The sequence below is a fragment of the Paenibacillus glycanilyticus genome (assembly GCF_051200795.1).
Lineage (GTDB): Bacteria > Bacillota > Bacilli > Paenibacillales > Paenibacillaceae > Pristimantibacillus > Pristimantibacillus glycanilyticus.
The window spans coordinates 3,017,639-3,033,233 of record NZ_CP195155.1 but is presented as its reverse complement, the minus strand read 5'-3'; the positions used below and the strand labels follow the sequence as shown (position 1 = coordinate 3,033,233).

Sequence of the window (15,595 nt, the reverse complement as noted above, 5' to 3'; positions counted from 1 at the left end):
CGTTTATGGTCCAATCCCGTCTTTTTCAAGCTTTTGCGTCTTCAGATCCGGGCGGCGCAAAGTGAAATTACTGTCGATTTCCACTTCGGCTTTGCTGAACAGCGAGTCCCATTCCCTAGCGATAGGTTTGAACTTGCGGAAGTGATAGCGGTAATAGTGCTGGCCGAAGCCAAACACGTCTACGCCGAAATTTTGCTGCACATAGCTGATCGTCTTTTGCAGTTCTTTGTTAACGTATTCCCGGGTCATTTCTTCAATCTTGTCATAGCCCTTAATCGTCGTCAGCTTAATATTCTGGTCAAGACTCGTAATCTTGCCATCCCCTTCGACATTTAGCCGGATTTTTGGCGTTTTACCATCCATCCGGACATGCATATGGGAGTGCATATGATAGAATTGAACGGCTACTGCGCCAGGGCTTTTGGAACCGTTAACCGATCCCGGCAAGGCGAATAAAGTGTTATAAACGTAGTCGCTTGCCAGCATGACCATACGCGTATGCTCGTTGGACAGGTACCCGATAAGCTTATCTCCGCGGAAGACGGCAGCACCGGCCATTTTGACGACGGCAGCCGGATAGATCGTTTTGATCGAATCAATGGACTCGCTCTTCTCTACATTGCCTGATATGCTAATAGCCCCCAGCATCAGCACACGCCCTTCGGTTAACAGCACTTGCGCAACATCGTACAAGTGACTGCGGGGAATACCTCCGTAGACCTTCCGGTAAGTCTCCACCTGCATCTGAATCTTATACCCGGCATATTGCCCCCTTGCGTAGACCGTTCTTAGGAAATCCGATGCGGGGGAGCCCTTTCCTACCAGCACAAGAACGTCTTCACGGACATACCGGTTCCGTTGAAGCACGTCCATAAACTGATCGATCCCTTCCCTTGCAAGCCGTTCATCGATAATGATAACCCGGATATGAGAGATAAGGATCATACGCTCCAAGCTTTCGTTGATCCTTTGCGTTGCTTCGGCTATCGAATTACCTTCTTTGGAATAGATCGCGGTTGGCGTGCCGCCTTTTCCCCCTTTGGTTGGGTCCGTCTCCAGAGCGTTAACGACTTCAAAGGTCACCTTGTATTTCGAATGATTGCCCGGTTCAAGCGCCATCCCCGTTACAAGCGAAGACTGGTTCAGCTCGGTCTGATCCCAACATCCCGTACAAGCTGCCAATAGCGCGAAGCAGAGCAGGATTATCCCTGCGAATCGTACGACGCTCATGTGACCCTCCTCTTATCCCAGCGGGAGAATAAAGACAAGTACGGTACGCCAAACGATTCAATACGCGTAATCTGTACCATCAGAAAGGCACAACCTAGCACGAGTCCATAGAGCCCTATTATGGAGGCCAGAATAATCATCCCGAACCGGAAAAAGCGCACTTTGGAACCAAACGTATAGATTGGCGCGACAAACCCGGAGATCGCGGTCAAGGAGACAACGATGACGTTAATGTTCGACACGACTCCGGCCTGTACCGCAGCTTCGCCAAGCACGAGCGCACCAACAATGGAGATGGTTGGTCCAACCAGCCGTGGCATCCGGGTACCCGCTTCGCGCAATATCTCAAACGTAATTTCCATGAGCAGAATCTCGATGCTTGCCGGAAAAGGAATGCCCTCCCGCTGGGCTGCGATGCTGGTCAGCAGAATGGTCGGAACAAGCTCCTGATGATAGCTCGTCACCGCAATGTAGAGAGCCGGGACAATCAGAGACAAAATAAAGGCAAAGTATCGGAGCACGCGGGAAAAGGTTCCAATAACGACCCATTGGTACTCATCCTCCGGCGATTTGAAGAAGTCGGTGAATAGTGCCGGAACAACAAGCACAAAGGGGCTGCCATCAACAATGATAGCGATTCGTTTGTCTATCAAACAGCTGCAAATCGCGTCCGGTCGTTCGCCGCTATAGACAGTCGGAAACAGCTGAATTCCTTTTCCCTTCGAATGAAGCATCTCTTCAATCCGGCCGGAATCGAACAAGCTGTCGATCTGCGAGCCGTTCAGCTTCTCCCGGACCTGCTTCAGAATATGCTCCTCTACCTCGCCGTCCAAGTAAGTCATATAGACAGCCGTATGCGTCATATAGCCAAGTTCGAACTTCTCGAAACGGAGCTTTACGTTGTTGAACCTTCTGCGGATCAGGCTCATATTCGTATCTGCCGATTCCGTGAATCCTTCCTTCGGGCCGCGAACGACATTTTGCGTGGTCGGCTCGTCGATGGAACGGGAATTAAGCGTTCGAACCTCCAGTACAAGCACCTTCGGGAACCCGTCTATAAAGATGGCGGCGTTGCCAAGAACAATCTTGTCCATTACCTTATCCAGGTCCACAAGCGTCTCATGCTTCAACGCGGCATAATGGACGGTCTCCAGCAGATGAAAGGTCTCGTCCATGCTGACTGGCTCTTTATGCTCGGACAGAGTCAGCTCCTTCAGAACATGCTCTATGATGAAATCCGTATTGGTCATGGTGGTCAAATAGCATAGAAGCCCTTTGTAATGCCCGACATCCACGGAGACTACCGCCAGATCCGCCGTATTGCCGAACACGGAAGAAAATTGTTTTTTTACGCTCTCTAAACGGTAGGACTCCTCTCCGGCAAAGCTCATATTGTCCGTATTCATGTGGCCTCTCCTTTTCGGTAACGGATTCGGAGCAGCAGCAGCGTTAATAGCGGCACGATTAATTGAAGCGGAATATGAAGCGTATAGATGACATACGTCAAGCCTTCCGTCAAATGCTCGGCGCTGTTGCGCGTGACAAGGATTGAGAATGCACCTGCCAGAAGTGCAAGCGGAAAATTATATTTCCCCGTCTTACCCTTGAAAATATGCATAAGACCTTCCGTGCAGGCGAATAGAAAAACCGCGCATTTAAGCAGCGTTCCGAACATAATGATAAGCGCGATGATGGCATCCATCCGCGTGATGATATTGGCGATATTGATGAGACGCGCCGCATCAAGCAAAGCGAATGAGGAATATTTCTTCTCTTCGATGCCAAGCGTCCAGATTTGAATGAGATCGGACACCGATAAAATAATGCATGCGCTCAGGAATGCGTATAAGGTAAGCCGGCGAAATCCTTTCGCGCCGCCAATCTCCTTCTGAAACACCAGGAATACAACGATCTCTCCATAAGGGAACCAGATCGAATGCTGGAAGGCAGACAAAACCACCGGACCGATTCCTTTCGATAAGAAAGGGAGCATCTGTTCCAGAATAAGCGAGCTGCTGAACATCAGAAGTATCCCGATAGTAAGCAGCATTATTAATACAATACATAGAACAAGCGATGCGAACCGGGCTATGGCCTGAATCCCGCCCAGCGTGGCATAGGCAACGATTAGGACGAACAACGTTGTGATGACCGGTACGGGAGTCATGCGAAGGAGCGTGCTCATAACGAGCTCAACCATATCCCGGATATTCCGGGAGGCAATGTACAGGAAGTAGGTTGCATAGACAAGGACAAAAGCTTTGCCTATGATCTTTCCCCAAGCTTTTTCAAGCAGCTGGTACAGCCCCATATCCTTCTGCGAAGACAACATGGCACCATACACGACAATAAACAAGCAAGCCGGGAAAAACGCAATGATTCCGACTAACCAGGAGTCCGGAACCACGCTGGGCGTTCCGAAGATAATCGATGTACTGAGCAAAAACACCAGCTGCATCGCGAACATATCAACAAAGTTAATTTTGCTTGGCGTCACCGTTATTCCCTCTTCCCTGCTTATTCGGCTGCTTGCTGGGCTTCTTCAAACGCTCGGTCATGTTGAAGTCTACCCATGCTCCCATCAGAAACGCAGCCGCGATAATATAGATGGTCGAAGTATCCGGATAGATCGGAAGAAGATGTACAAATACATGCAGGAAAGATTGTTTAAAAACGAGCATATCCAGAAAACACATGACGAGCAGGCCCATTACCATAATGACGAACAGTCCGAGGATGATCACGAGGCGGCACCCTCCCTAACCTTGTAGTTATTGTCATTTTGCTCCAACAGGGATGGAAATATGTACAAAAAAAAGCACCGCGGCGTAACCGAAGTTACAACCGCCGTGCCTTAAACCGCTTGATCCGTGAAATTATCCGTAAGCAGCTCCTGATGTCTTGATATCGCGATGTCCATAATTTTCCGGTAAATGTCTATGGCGTATTCTGGCCTCAAGCCGTACTGCTCGGAGAGCTCGACAATTTTCTTGAACTGCTGTTCTTCCCGCTTGGGATCTTGCGAATGAAGCTGATTCGCTGCTTTGTATTCCCCTACTGCCTCAGTAAAGATGAATCTTTGTGCCAATAAGGCAACAATCTGTTGGTCCGTCTTATCAATGGCCGATCGCAGTCCTTCTAATACTGTCATGTGCACCCTCCGTAGTCTGATGTCGCGTAGACGCTTTATAGCAGTAAAGCAATCAATATATATTGAAGATAACATACAGTTGTACAGTCTGTAAACGAAAAAAACCATCCATTCCTGAACAATTCAGAAATAAATGGTATTTTCGTTCGGATTAGTGACCCATCATCATAGGAGCTTCAACAACAGAACCTTCATCGCCTTCTGCTCTGACCGGTTTGCGAAGGAATAAGCCCAACAAAACGCCTGCTATGGCAATGCCGACCACAACGAGGAAAGTTTCACCGTAGGAATGATATAAGGCGTCAATCTCCGGAGCCTTGCCAGGTACCGTCGCATCTTTAATCTTTGTAGTCAGATAAGTGCTTAGTCCCGCGATCGCAAAAGACGTCATCACCTGCTGCGCTGCGGAAGTGAGCGAGGTGACGCGGCCAACCAGGCTTGGCGGGGAGGCTTGAATCAGATACGTATTCATTGGCATCATGGACAAGCCCATCCCCACTCCAAACAGACCGGATGTAATCAGGATAAGCGATAAACCGTCATCCGCGGAAATGTTCGATAACAGGAACGAAGCCACTCCGACGATACTTAGGCCGGTAACCAGCAGCGGTCTTGCTCCGATCCGGTCGAACAGCCTGCCGCCAATCGGCATAAAGACGGCGGAAGCGATCGCTTGAGGCAGCATGATCAGGCCGGATTCCGTGGCCGTATGGCCCTGGACTTGAATCAGAAGCATCGGAATGAGGAAGAACGTTCCCATTAGCGCAATCTGCGTAAACCACTGGACGATAATCCCCTTGCTGAAATCCCTGGAACGGAATACGCGAAGCTCCAGAAGCGGCTGCTTGCTGCGCAGCTCAACAAACACGAAGATAATGAGCGAGGCAGCGCCTACAATCAGACCGGTTAAAGTCTGAACCGAAGTCCAGCTTGTGCCTCCTTCGCTTACCCCATACGATAATGCGGCAAATGCGAGCGGTCCAAAAATAATGCCCGGAACGTCAAGCGACTTTACTTCCTGGCGCTCAATGTTCGGCAACGTACGCATGCCTGCGATAATCCCGATGATGCCAAGAGGGATATTGATGAGGAAGATCCAATGCCAGGTTGCGTAATCGATTAATGCGCCGGCTACAACGGGGCCTAATGCGGGAGCGATCAGAACCGGAATTCCAAGCATCCCCATGACGGAGCCAACCTTCTCAGGCGGGCTAAGCTTATAAATGATCGCGAAGGCAATCGGCATAACCATGCCGCCGCCAAGACCTTGAATAATCCGGAAAAGAATCAGCATTTCGATATTGCCCGCAAAAGCGCAGAGCAAGGAACCAAACGTAAACATCCCCACGGAAATGAGGAAAATCCGCTTTGCCCCAAACCGGTCGGACAGCCAGCCTGCCAGCGGAATGACAGCAGCTTGCGCAAGCGCATATCCCGTAGTTGTCCATTGAACGACTGACAAGTCCTTGCCGAACTCCTTCATGAAGCCGCTTAACGCGACATTCATCGCCGTTCCGTCCAGAATAACCATAAATAAACCAACAATGACGGCAATGAGAGGCGCGATGATCGATCTGATCGTAAACGCACTCGCGTCAGGTACGGCTTGAATATTTGATTTCGCCATTTGTATCCTCCATTCGTGATTTCTTACATTTGGATTATAGCGATAAAATGACCGTTGGTCAACATTATTTTAGACCCGTGGTCATTTTTTATTTTTCTTATTATAATCGGTATTATAGCTCGTTAATCAGTTAAATATGGACAGAGGTATGTAAAAATTCTTTTAAATCTTGTACCATCGGTCATTAAAAGTTTGAACCCATATTAGCCGTGGATATGCTATACTGTAGGCATTAAACGGAGGATGATGGCTGTGAACCGAGAAGAGAAAAAGCTCGAGACCAAAAACCGGATACTTGAAGCGGCGATGTGCCTGTTTGCCGAGCAAGGCTTTGAATCCACCACCGTCGCTCAAATAACGGAAGCTGCCGGCGTTGCCAAAGGCACTTTCTTTAATTATTTCAAAACCAAAGAAGATGTCCGCGGCAAGCTGAACAAGCTGGTTGCCATTGATGAAATCGTAAACCTCAAGGATAAGCCAGGGCCTTACGCCCCCCGCTTCCTGGCGCTCGTCAAGACGCTTGGCGATGCCATGGCCGAGAATCACGGCATGCTTCTGCTGTCGATTCAAGGCATGCTCGCGAACAACCAGAACATGGAGGAAAGCAAGGAAGGCTTCTGTCTGATTATGGACAATCTGATTCCCGTATTTGAGAAAGGCCAACAGACAGGCGAGTTCACGACAACGATTCCCGCCACGACGATGGCGTGCATCGCGACGCAAATCTATTTGGGAACGATGCTTAACTGGGTTATGGGCATTTCGAAGGAAGGCTTTGGAGACCAGCTGCTCATCTCCTTCCAGGTGTTTTTCGAAGGGATTCTGAAGAAATAACAGGCAAACCAAAAAAAACCGTGCCAATGGCACGGTTTTTATCCTATATGCAGTTTAACTTCTTCACCGGGATGCGAACATGAACAGCTTGATAAAGGCTAGTCCAATGACCGCTCCAAGCGTGTTCAGAATAATATCGTCAACATCAAAGCTGCCGACTCTGGTTACGAGTTGAATGGACTCTGCAAGGAACAGAATAAGGATTATGGCCGCAAGACTTCTGGCTGCATGAAACAACCTTCGGCTAAGCAGCGGGAGGCACACGCCAAGAGGAATAAACAAGACGATATTTCCGAACAGATTCTTCACCCAAGCATCGGTATTATAAGCATGCCGGTGATAAATCAACGATTTGATCGTATGAAACGGAACAAGGTTGTAATTATAGACTGGCCACCTGTAACTGCTGTCGCGTATAAACAACAGCTTGATCATTATAAGACTATACAGGATAAACAAGGTAAGCAGGATGACATGCACGGGCATGGATAGACGCCTGTTCGTTTCAACCTTTCGCATACGGCATGTCCCCCCTTTCGCCGTGTAAAAAGAGCAGCGGTTGCCCGCTGCTCCGAACGTTATTCGCGGAACGCTAGTCCCTTCTCGGCAAGCGCCTGGCGAAGCAGGACGATTGCCGTTGGCCCAACGCCATGGAGCGCAAGTACCTCGGCCTCGGTCAGCCCCGCAAACTGCTCAAGCTTCACATAACCCGCTTGGGTAAAGGCGCGCTTCGCCGGCTTGCTTAGCTTGGCCGGAAGGTCGCTAATTTGATCCATCGTATTCGCTCCTTTGCTTTATACCGCTGCTTCCACGCTGTCTTCTTGTTTCGCGGTTTTCTTTCTTGGACCGGAGAAGTTAAGAAGCAGGAAGCCTGCCACAAAGATTAGGGTGCCAATAATGATATAGCTCGTAATTGGATCCCGGAAGAAAATGTATGCCCACAGAATCGAGAACAACACGGAGCTGTTGCCCACAATCGCTACTACGGCGAACGGCACCCGCTTCATCGCTTCCGCGAACCAGAAGAAGCTTAAGCCCGTAATAACGCCAAGGCAGACCAGCGCCAGCCATGCTCCGGCCGTGGATACTCCGGTAAATCCTTCGCTTTGAAACGGAATCGGAATCGACACCATCAGCGTTGCAATCAGGAAGACGGAGAAATTCATATTGCCGTTATCCATGGTCTTCACAAGCATCCGCTGGCTCATGACATGCACCGCAGCGCCAATCCCCGCAAGAGTAAACAAGACGGTCGTTAATCCGCTGCTTCCGAGCAGCTTGTCCAGCGGAACGCCGTTCCACCCGACAACGATAACGCCGACCACGCATAATGCCGCGGAGATCCAACCGGCCCTCGTCACCTTCTCCTTGAAGACGAAGCTGCCCGCTAAGAGCAGAACCACGGTCTGCACGGGCTGTACGAGAATATTGCCGTAAGAGTAACCGATCATAAGCGCGACGTTCTCGAAAATATAGTTGGCTGATTTACCCGCAGCCCCGAACCAGAGCCATTTCATCCGGTAACGGAACTCGATCTTCCCGTCTTTCATCAACAGATAAATCCCAAGCACAAGAACGCCAAAGAAGAACCGGCAGAAGGAGATGATGGAGCTGTCGACCATCGTAGAAGCTGTTTTTACAAGCACGCCTACAAAGCTCCATGCCAAAGTTGCCAAGAAAAGAAAAAGATAACTCACAAGCTGCCGCACCTTCTCATGTCTATTAAGTAAATTCCACTAAGTAAGCGTTTAAAGTATACTCCGCGCGTAGGAAAGCTGTCTATAAAAAATGACACATTTGGCCATTCAAAATTTGGCCAATCTAATATGGCAATGCGAAATTCCCGCAAAAAAACGGTCCCTATCGCGCGGATAAGGACCGTTCTCCATTACTTCTTCAACTGCTCGCGCCAGAAATATTTCGGCTGCCAGCCAAGCAGCGTCTTAGCTTTGTCGCTGTTCAGCAGCGATTCAAAGCCTTCTAGCGGCGCCCGGAAATCGGTGACCTCCGGATAACGGGCCGCCATCAGCTCGCGGCTGGTTATGTCCATACTAGACTCATCGTTCGCGAGGTTGATCGCTACGGATCCAAGCCCTTCCGCCTTGATGGCTAGCTCGCAAGCTTCCGCTATGTCACGCGTATCGATATAGCTCCACAGGATGCGTTCCCGCTCCTCCGGCTTATGGATAAACGAAGGGAAACGTTCATACCATTCGGGCGGAATGACGTTGCCGAGGCGCAGCGATACGACCTGCATGCCGGTACGGCGGTGGAACATATCGGCTGTCGCTTCGTTAACGATTTTGGACAATCCGTAGCTATCCTGCGGAAGCTGCGGATGAGCTTCATCCATCGGTACATATTGCGGCCCAAACGGTTGCTCCGCGAAGCAGATGCCATAAGAGGATTCGCTGGACGCAATAACTACTTTTTTAATGCCTAGGCCAGCTGCTGCTTCCAGCACATTGTAGGTAGACATCACATTGTTGCGGAAGGTGACCTCGGGAGGCACCATGCCCGCTCTCGGAATGGCCGCCATATGAATGACAGCATCTGCGCCTGCCAGCGCTCCGTAAGTCTGACCCAGATCCTCCAGATTCACGATCAGGGTCGGGCAAATCGATTCGTCCGGTTGGCGCGTATCTACGTTAAGCACTTCATACCCTTGTTCCACGAAATGCTTGACGATCCAACGTCCAAGCATCCCGCTCCCGCCGGTAACTACAACTTTAGCCATCTAGGATGTCTCCTTCTTTTACTTCAGAATAGTCTCGATTTGTTCCAATACGTCTTCGCTTAAAGCAATACCCGAAGCTTTCGCATTTTCCGTTACTTGATCCGGACGGCTTGCGCCAACAAGCGCGCTGGCTACGTTCGGTTGACGGAGAATCCAGGCAAGCGCGAGATTGCCTACGCTGATGCCGAGCTCCGACGCAATAGCTTCCAGCTGGCGGACCTTGTTGATTTTCTCTTCCGTAATGCCTTTGCCCATCCAATCGATTTTAGCCGCGCGGCTGTCCGCAGGGAAATCGGTTGCGGACGTGTATTTGCCGGTAAGCAAGCCTTGCGCCAGCGGAGAGAAGACAACTTGGCCGATGCCGTAGCGTTCGCTAAGCGGAATGATCTCCTTCTCGATGTAACGCTCAAACATATTATAGATCGGTTGGTTAACCACAATACGGTCCAGCAGATATCGATCCGCTACGCCAAGCGCTTCTGCAATTTGCGACGCCTGCCATTCGCTAACGCCGACATACAGCACTTTGCCGGAACGAACCAGATCATCGATCGCGCGAAGCGTTTCATAGAGCGGAGTTTCCGCATCATGACGGTGGCAGTAGTAAATATCGATGTAATCATGGCCAAGACGCTTCAAGCTCGCATTCGCCTGCTCGATCACATGCTTGCGGGACAAGCCGCGGTCGTTGGGGCCGTCGCCCATCGGCCAGAATACTTTTGTCGCGAGAACATAGGATTCGCGCGGATACGCTTTCAGCGCTTCGCCAACCAATTCCTCCGCGCCTCCGCGCTCGTACACATTTGCCGTATCGAAAAAGTTAATTCCCAAATCGTAAGCCGTGCGGATCGCGTTAACCGCATTCTCGCGTTCCACGTAACCGCCATATGTAAGCCAGCTGCCTAAGCTGATTTCGCTAACCTTCAGACCTGTACCGCCAAGTTTCCGATATTTCATCGTATTGCTCCTCCATTCGTTTACCGAAAATTTTTTATTGCAGACACAAACGGCTGTTCTCCAGCCAACCTTATTCTAAAGGACATCCTCCGGGCTGAAAAGAACTGAAATGTTTTTCATTAGATTGGTTCGAGGTTACCTACTATACTTGGATATACCTCGATATTCATCCCGTAAAACAAGGTGAAACGGCTGTCTCCGCTTAAATTTATATAAAAAAACGGCCGCCCTTAGGCGACCGTTTACCATCAAGATTATTCAAATTCAACATTGTGATACACTTGTTGAACGTCTTCCAAATCTTCAAGCGCGTCAATCAGCTTCTCGAAGGAAGCAACCGCGTCTTGCGGAAGCGTAACGAAGTTTTGCGCAAGCATCGTTACTTCAGCCACCGCAAACTCCGAAATGCCGGCATTTTTGAATGCCTCTTGCACCGCATTAAATTGATCCGGAGCGGCATAGACCATAATCGTCTCGTCCTCTTCCACGATATCGTTGACGTCAACGTCCGCTTCCAGCATCAATTCCATCACTTCGTCCAGCGATTTGCCTTCCACGCCGATTACGGCGGTCTGGTCGAACATATAAGATACCGATCCGCTTACGCCCATGTTGCCGCCGGCTTTGTTGAAAGCCGAACGCACTTCCGGAGCCGTACGGTTCACGTTGTTCGTCAGGGCATCCACGATGATCATGGAGCCTGCGGGACCAAATCCTTCGTAACGGAGCTCGAAATATTGTTCGTCGGAGCCGCCTTTTGCTTTATCGATCGCGCGATCGATAATCGCCTTCGGTACGTTATACGTTTTCGCGCGCTCAAGTACGAACTTCAAAGCGCCGTTGGATTCCGGGTTAGGCTCGCCTTTCTTCGCCGCTACATAAATTTCAAGACCAAATTTCGCATAAATGCGGCTTGTGTTAGCGTCTTTCGAAGCTTTTTTCTCTTTAATGTTATTCCACTTACGACCCATGCTGCACCACTTTCTTCATTTTTCTATATGCCTATTATAACGGCTTTTCCTTGTATTGGACAACTCCTAATCCGATTGCGGTGCAGAAAGGCCAGTTCCTTAACGTCTTACTTGGAGCTTTTGTAGTCTTAGCGCATTCAGGACGACGGATACCGAGCTTAAAGCCATAGCCGCACCGGCTACCCAGGGCGCAAGCAGGCCGATTGCCGCAATCGGAATGCCTAGCGTGTTGTAGCCAAGCGCCCAGAACAGATTCTGTTTAATATTCCGCATCGTCATCCGGCTGATGTAGATCGCATCCGGAATGCTTTCGAGATCGCCGCGCATCAGCGTGACGTCCGCGGCTTCCATCGCCACATCGGTCCCCGTGCCGATCGCCATGCCGATATTGGCTGTCGCCAGCGCAGGAGCATCGTTAATGCCGTCGCCAACCATGGCAACGATATGGCCTTGCCGCTGAAGTTTTTTCACTTCCTCCGCTTTGCCTTCCGGAAGAACTTCAGCCAGCACATAATCAATACCGGCTTGCGCGGCGATCGCTAACGCGGTGCGTTCATTGTCCCCGGTAACCATAATGACCTTGATTCCAAGCTCTTTGAGCCGCCCGACCGCGGATACCGAGCTCTCCTTAATCGTATCCGCCGCCGCGATGATTCCGGCGTATTGCTCGTTAACGGCAACCAGCATGGCCGTCTTGCCCGCTTCCTCGAGTCTGTTCATGACCGGATAAACGTCCTCCGCATGAATGCCGTTTTCCTCGAGCAGCCTGCGGGTTCCGATCAATACCGGTTTCCCTTCCACCGTAGCCCGGATTCCAAAGCCCGGCAACGCTTCAAACGACTCCGCGGAACCAAAAGATATACCCCTCTCCCGTATACCGTCAGCTATCGCCACAGCAAGCGGATGCTCGGAGAGCTGTTCTGCTCCGCCCACCAGTCGCAAAAATCCCGCTTCATCCTTGTCATCCGCAACAAGGATATCCGTTAACGTCGGCTTGCCGTTTGTTACCGTTCCCGTCTTATCGAGAATAATCGCATCCACCTTGTGAGTTTGTTCGAGATGCTCGCCGCCCTTGAACAAAATGCCTAACTCCGCCGCGCGGCCGGAACCCGCCATAATCGAGGTAGGAGTTGCGAGACCAAGCGCGCAAGGGCAGGCAATGACGAGAATCGCAATGGCGGTCTCAAGCGCCGCGGTCAAATCTCCCGGCTTGATAAAGATCAACCATACCAGGAAAGCAAGAACCGCTATACCCGTTACGATGGGGACAAAAATACCGGAAATGACGTCTGCAACCCGTTGAATTTGCGCTTTCGAGCCTTGCGCTTCCTCCACAACCCGGATAATCTGGGCAAGCGCCGTATCCGCTCCTACTTTTGTCGCCTGCACTTTCAAGATGCCATTGCCGTTAATGGTTGCCCCAATTACGTTATCGCCAGCGCTTTTCTCCACCGGCAGGCTCTCGCCCGTCAGCATCGCTTCGTCAACCGCCGAGGCGCCTTCGAGCACCAGACCGTCAACCGGAATTTTCTCGCCCGGCCGGACCATGACGATATCTCCTTTGACTACTTGCTCGACGGGAATAAACATTTCTTGACCGTCCCTTATAACCGTAGCCGTCTTCGCTCTCAGGCCCATAAGCGACTTGATCGCTTCCGAGGTCCGCCCTTTGGCCAATGTTTCGAACAGTTTGCCGAGCAATACCAGGGTAATCAGAATCGCGCTGGTCTCGAAATACAGCTCCGGCGCATGATGCATCGAGGAGCCTTCCGCTTCCCATTTGAGTGTTGCGTAAAGGCTGTAAAAATAAGCGGCCGACGTGCCAAGCGCGATAAGCACATCCATATTGGCGCCGCCGTTTCGCAGCGCTTTATATGCGCTTACGTAGAAGGATCGGCCAATGTAGAACTGCACGGGCGTTGCCAGAACAAGCTGGAACCAAGGGTTCATAAACAGCTCCGGCACATACAGCCAGGAAGTAAACGAAAAATGTCCAACCATGCTCCAAATAAGCGGGAGCGATAATAAAGCTGAAATCACGAGCTTTCTGATTTGTCCCTGTCTTTCGGGATTCTTCTCGACGGCGGCACTTTCCACGCGCTCTGCGGCGGCATAGCCTAACTGCTCAACCTTACGCTCTATATCCTGGGCGGAGACTTCGCTTGGCGCATACTCGACTCGGGCCGTTTCCATCGCGAAGTTAACCGTTGCCGAAGCAACGCCGGGAAGTTTGTTCAACCCTTTCTCTATGCGGTTCGCACAGGCGGCACAAGTCATTCCGGTTATGTCAAAGGTGGTCTGGTCATGATCGTTTGATTGCACGGGAGCCATACGCAACACATCCATTTCTTATTAAGTTTGATTGGCTTCAGTATACCCCCCACCCGTATATATGTCAATCATTAAAAATACCTATAGGGGGTATATTGAACGTTAGTCGCTTCCGAACAAAAAAATCCTGCCCGACAACAAGCTGTCAGGCAGGATCAGTTCTATCTATTATGCACCAAACGTTTAGAATACTTTCGTTGTCCAGGACTCGCAGTTCCATGTTTCCGTAACAACCTGCTGATAAAATTCAGGTTCGTGGGAGATCAGGATAATGCTGCCTTTGTACGCTTTGAGCGCGCGGGCCAGCTCTTCCTTCGCGTCAACGTCCAAGTGGTTCGTAGGCTCGTCAAGCACGAGCAGGTTCGTCTCGCGGTTGATCAGCTTGCAGAGGCGTACCTTCGCCTTCTCGCCACCGCTAAGCACCGCGATTTTGCTCTCGATATGCTTCGTGGTCAGGCCGCATTTCGCAAGCGCCGCGCGAACCTCGAATTGGTTAAGCGACGGGAATTCGTTCCAAATCTCATCGATGCAAGTATTGTTGTTTGCTTCTTTTATTTCCTGCTGGAAGTAACCGATGCTCAGGATATCGCCAAGCTGAACGGAGCCTTCCAGCGCAGGGATTTCGCCCAGGATGCTGCGGAGCAGCGTTGTTTTGCCGATACCGTTCGCTCCGACAAGAGCGATCTTCTGGCCGCGCTCCATACGGAGGGTCAGAGGTCTCGACAATGGCGAATCATAACCGATTACCAGGTTGTTCGTTTCGAAGATCAGCTTGCTTGAAGCCCGCGCATCGATAAAGTTAAACTGCGGCTTCGGCTTTTCCTTCGCCAGCTCGATAACATCCATCTTGTCCAGCTTCTTCTGTCTCGACATCGCCATGTTCCGGGTTGCGACGGATGCTTTGTTCCGGGCAACGAAGTCCTTCAGCTCGGCAATTTCCTGCTGCTGGCGCTTGAACGCCGACTCCAGCTGCTGTTTTTTCATTTCGTGAACTTCCAGGAAATGATCGTAGTCGCCGACGTAACGGTTCAGTTCCTGATTTTCCATATGGTAAATCAGGTTGATGACGCTGTTCAGGAATGGAATATCATGGGAGATCAGAATAAACGCGTTCTCGTACTCCTGCAGGTAACGCTTCAGCCACTCGATATGCTGCTCGTCCAAATAGTTGGTAGGCTCGTCGAGGAGAAGGATATCCGGCTTCTCGAGAAGAAGCTTCGCGAGCAGAACCTTCGTGCGTTGACCGCCGCTCAAATCATGCACGTCTTTATCGAGGCCGATATCGGTGAGGCCAAGGCCGCGCGCCGTTTCATCGATCTTCGCATCGATCAGGTAGAAGTCCTGGCTTGTCAGCGTATCCTGAATCGTGCCGACATCCTCCAGAAGCTTCTCCAGCTCTTCCGGCGATACTTCGCCCATGCGGCCGTACATGTCGTTCATCTCTTGTTCCATGTCAAACAAATATTGGAATGCGCTCTTAAGCACGTCGCGCATGGTCATTCCTTTGCTCAGTACCGCATGCTGGTCGAGGTAACCGACGCGAACCTTCTTCGACCATTCAACCTTGCCGTCATCCGGCTGAAGCTTGCCGGTAATAATGTTCATGAACGTGGATTTACCTTCGCCGTTTGCGCCGATCAGACCGATATGCTCCCCTTTGAGCAGACGGAACGATACATCGTTAAAAATCGCGCGGTCGCCAAATCCATGGCTTAATCTTTCAACGTTTAATATACTCATGAATGCACCTTTTCTTT

General features: G+C 50.7%; 15 protein-coding genes. 1 reads left to right on the top strand and 14 read right to left on the bottom strand.

The features are described from left to right. Positions 1-3 precede the first annotated feature (3 nt). From ACR9FF_RS13910 to ACR9FF_RS13885, 6 genes are all read right to left on the bottom strand, one after another. Entirely contained in the window at positions 4-1,230 is a 1,227-nt protein-coding gene (locus ACR9FF_RS13910; protein ID WP_127496718.1) for a Ger(x)C family spore germination protein, read from the bottom strand. After that, a complete protein-coding gene (locus ACR9FF_RS13905; RefSeq protein WP_435171780.1) occupies positions 1,227-2,636 on the bottom strand; it encodes a spore germination protein in 1,410 nt (469 codons plus the stop codon). The genes ACR9FF_RS13910 and ACR9FF_RS13905 overlap by 4 nt, the downstream gene beginning before the upstream one ends. After that, positions 2,633-3,727, bottom strand: a complete 1,095-nt coding sequence (locus ACR9FF_RS13900) for a GerAB/ArcD/ProY family transporter (protein ID WP_435171778.1) — start codon at positions 3,725-3,727, stop codon at positions 2,633-2,635. The genes ACR9FF_RS13905 and ACR9FF_RS13900 overlap by 4 nt, the downstream gene beginning before the upstream one ends. Continuing rightward, a complete protein-coding gene (locus ACR9FF_RS13895; RefSeq protein WP_435171776.1) occupies positions 3,708-3,974 on the bottom strand; it encodes a hypothetical protein in 267 nt (88 codons plus the stop codon). The genes ACR9FF_RS13900 and ACR9FF_RS13895 overlap by 20 nt, the downstream gene beginning before the upstream one ends. Positions 3,975-4,084: 110 nt before the next feature. Then, positions 4,085-4,381 (bottom strand): chorismate mutase, encoded by a 297-nt coding sequence (locus ACR9FF_RS13890; protein WP_435171774.1) that lies wholly within the window; start codon positions 4,379-4,381, stop codon positions 4,085-4,087. Positions 4,382-4,532: 151 nt separating this feature from the next. After that, positions 4,533-6,008, bottom strand: a complete 1,476-nt coding sequence (locus ACR9FF_RS13885; RefSeq protein WP_127496713.1) for an MDR family MFS transporter — start codon at positions 6,006-6,008, stop codon at positions 4,533-4,535. Between the two features lie 252 nt (positions 6,009-6,260). Here ACR9FF_RS13885 and ACR9FF_RS13880 point away from each other — a divergent pair, with 252 nt between their 5' ends. Then, a complete protein-coding gene (locus ACR9FF_RS13880) occupies positions 6,261-6,842 on the top strand; it encodes a TetR/AcrR family transcriptional regulator (protein WP_164775557.1) in 582 nt (193 codons plus the stop codon). Positions 6,843-6,905: 63 nt separating this feature from the next. Here ACR9FF_RS13880 and ACR9FF_RS13875 read toward each other — a convergent pair whose 3' ends face one another. From ACR9FF_RS13875 to ACR9FF_RS13840, 8 genes are all read right to left on the bottom strand, one after another. Further along, a complete protein-coding gene (locus ACR9FF_RS13875; protein ID WP_435171771.1) occupies positions 6,906-7,361 on the bottom strand; it encodes a VanZ family protein in 456 nt (151 codons plus the stop codon). 59 nt (positions 7,362-7,420) lie between these two features. Further along, positions 7,421-7,618 (bottom strand): DNA-binding protein, encoded by a 198-nt coding sequence (locus tag ACR9FF_RS13870; protein WP_201008086.1) that lies wholly within the window; start codon positions 7,616-7,618, stop codon positions 7,421-7,423. 18 nt (positions 7,619-7,636) lie between these two features. Continuing rightward, positions 7,637-8,539, bottom strand: a complete 903-nt coding sequence (locus tag ACR9FF_RS13865; RefSeq protein ID WP_201008087.1) for a DMT family transporter — start codon at positions 8,537-8,539, stop codon at positions 7,637-7,639. Positions 8,540-8,730: 191 nt separating this feature from the next. Next, entirely contained in the window at positions 8,731-9,579 is an 849-nt protein-coding gene (locus tag ACR9FF_RS13860) for an NAD-dependent epimerase/dehydratase family protein (protein ID WP_435171768.1), read from the bottom strand. Positions 9,580-9,597: 18 nt separating this feature from the next. Continuing rightward, a complete protein-coding gene (locus tag ACR9FF_RS13855; protein ID WP_435171766.1) occupies positions 9,598-10,536 on the bottom strand; it encodes an aldo/keto reductase family protein in 939 nt (312 codons plus the stop codon). A 254-nt stretch (positions 10,537-10,790) separates the two neighbouring features. After that, on the bottom strand, positions 10,791-11,507 hold the full coding sequence (locus ACR9FF_RS13850; RefSeq protein ID WP_127496706.1) for a YebC/PmpR family DNA-binding transcriptional regulator: 717 nt from the start codon (positions 11,505-11,507) through the stop codon (positions 10,791-10,793). 99 nt (positions 11,508-11,606) lie between these two features. Next, entirely contained in the window at positions 11,607-13,838 is a 2,232-nt protein-coding gene (locus tag ACR9FF_RS13845; protein WP_435171763.1) for a heavy metal translocating P-type ATPase, read from the bottom strand. A 183-nt stretch (positions 13,839-14,021) separates the two neighbouring features. Further along, positions 14,022-15,578: an ABC-F family ATP-binding cassette domain-containing protein gene (locus ACR9FF_RS13840; protein ID WP_127496704.1), complete on the bottom strand. Its 1,557-nt coding sequence runs from the start codon at positions 15,576-15,578 to the stop codon at positions 14,022-14,024. Positions 15,579-15,595: the final 17 nt, after the last annotated feature.

Coding starts and splice junctions, on each gene's coding strand:
- ACR9FF_RS13850 (WP_127496706.1), bottom strand. CDS start 11,507: ATGGGTCGTAAGTGGAATAACATTAAAGAGAAAAAAGCTTCGAAAGAC.
- ACR9FF_RS13910 (WP_127496718.1), bottom strand. CDS start 1,230: ATGAGCGTCGTACGATTCGCAGGGATAATCCTGCTCTGCTTCGCGCTA.
- ACR9FF_RS13855 (WP_435171766.1), bottom strand. CDS start 10,536: ATGAAATATCGGAAACTTGGCGGTACAGGTCTGAAGGTTAGCGAAATC.
- ACR9FF_RS13840 (WP_127496704.1), bottom strand. CDS start 15,578: ATGAGTATATTAAACGTTGAAAGATTAAGCCATGGATTTGGCGACCGC.
- ACR9FF_RS13885 (WP_127496713.1), bottom strand. CDS start 6,008: ATGGCGAAATCAAATATTCAAGCCGTACCTGACGCGAGTGCGTTTACG.
- ACR9FF_RS13875 (WP_435171771.1), bottom strand. CDS start 7,361: ATGCGAAAGGTTGAAACGAACAGGCGTCTATCCATGCCCGTGCATGTC.
- ACR9FF_RS13905 (WP_435171780.1), bottom strand. CDS start 2,636: ATGAATACGGACAATATGAGCTTTGCCGGAGAGGAGTCCTACCGTTTA.
- ACR9FF_RS13890 (WP_435171774.1), bottom strand. CDS start 4,381: ATGACAGTATTAGAAGGACTGCGATCGGCCATTGATAAGACGGACCAA.
- ACR9FF_RS13870 (WP_201008086.1), bottom strand. CDS start 7,618: ATGGATCAAATTAGCGACCTTCCGGCCAAGCTAAGCAAGCCGGCGAAG.
- ACR9FF_RS13845 (WP_435171763.1), bottom strand. CDS start 13,838: ATGGCTCCCGTGCAATCAAACGATCATGACCAGACCACCTTTGACATA.
- ACR9FF_RS13860 (WP_435171768.1), bottom strand. CDS start 9,579: ATGGCTAAAGTTGTAGTTACCGGCGGGAGCGGGATGCTTGGACGTTGG.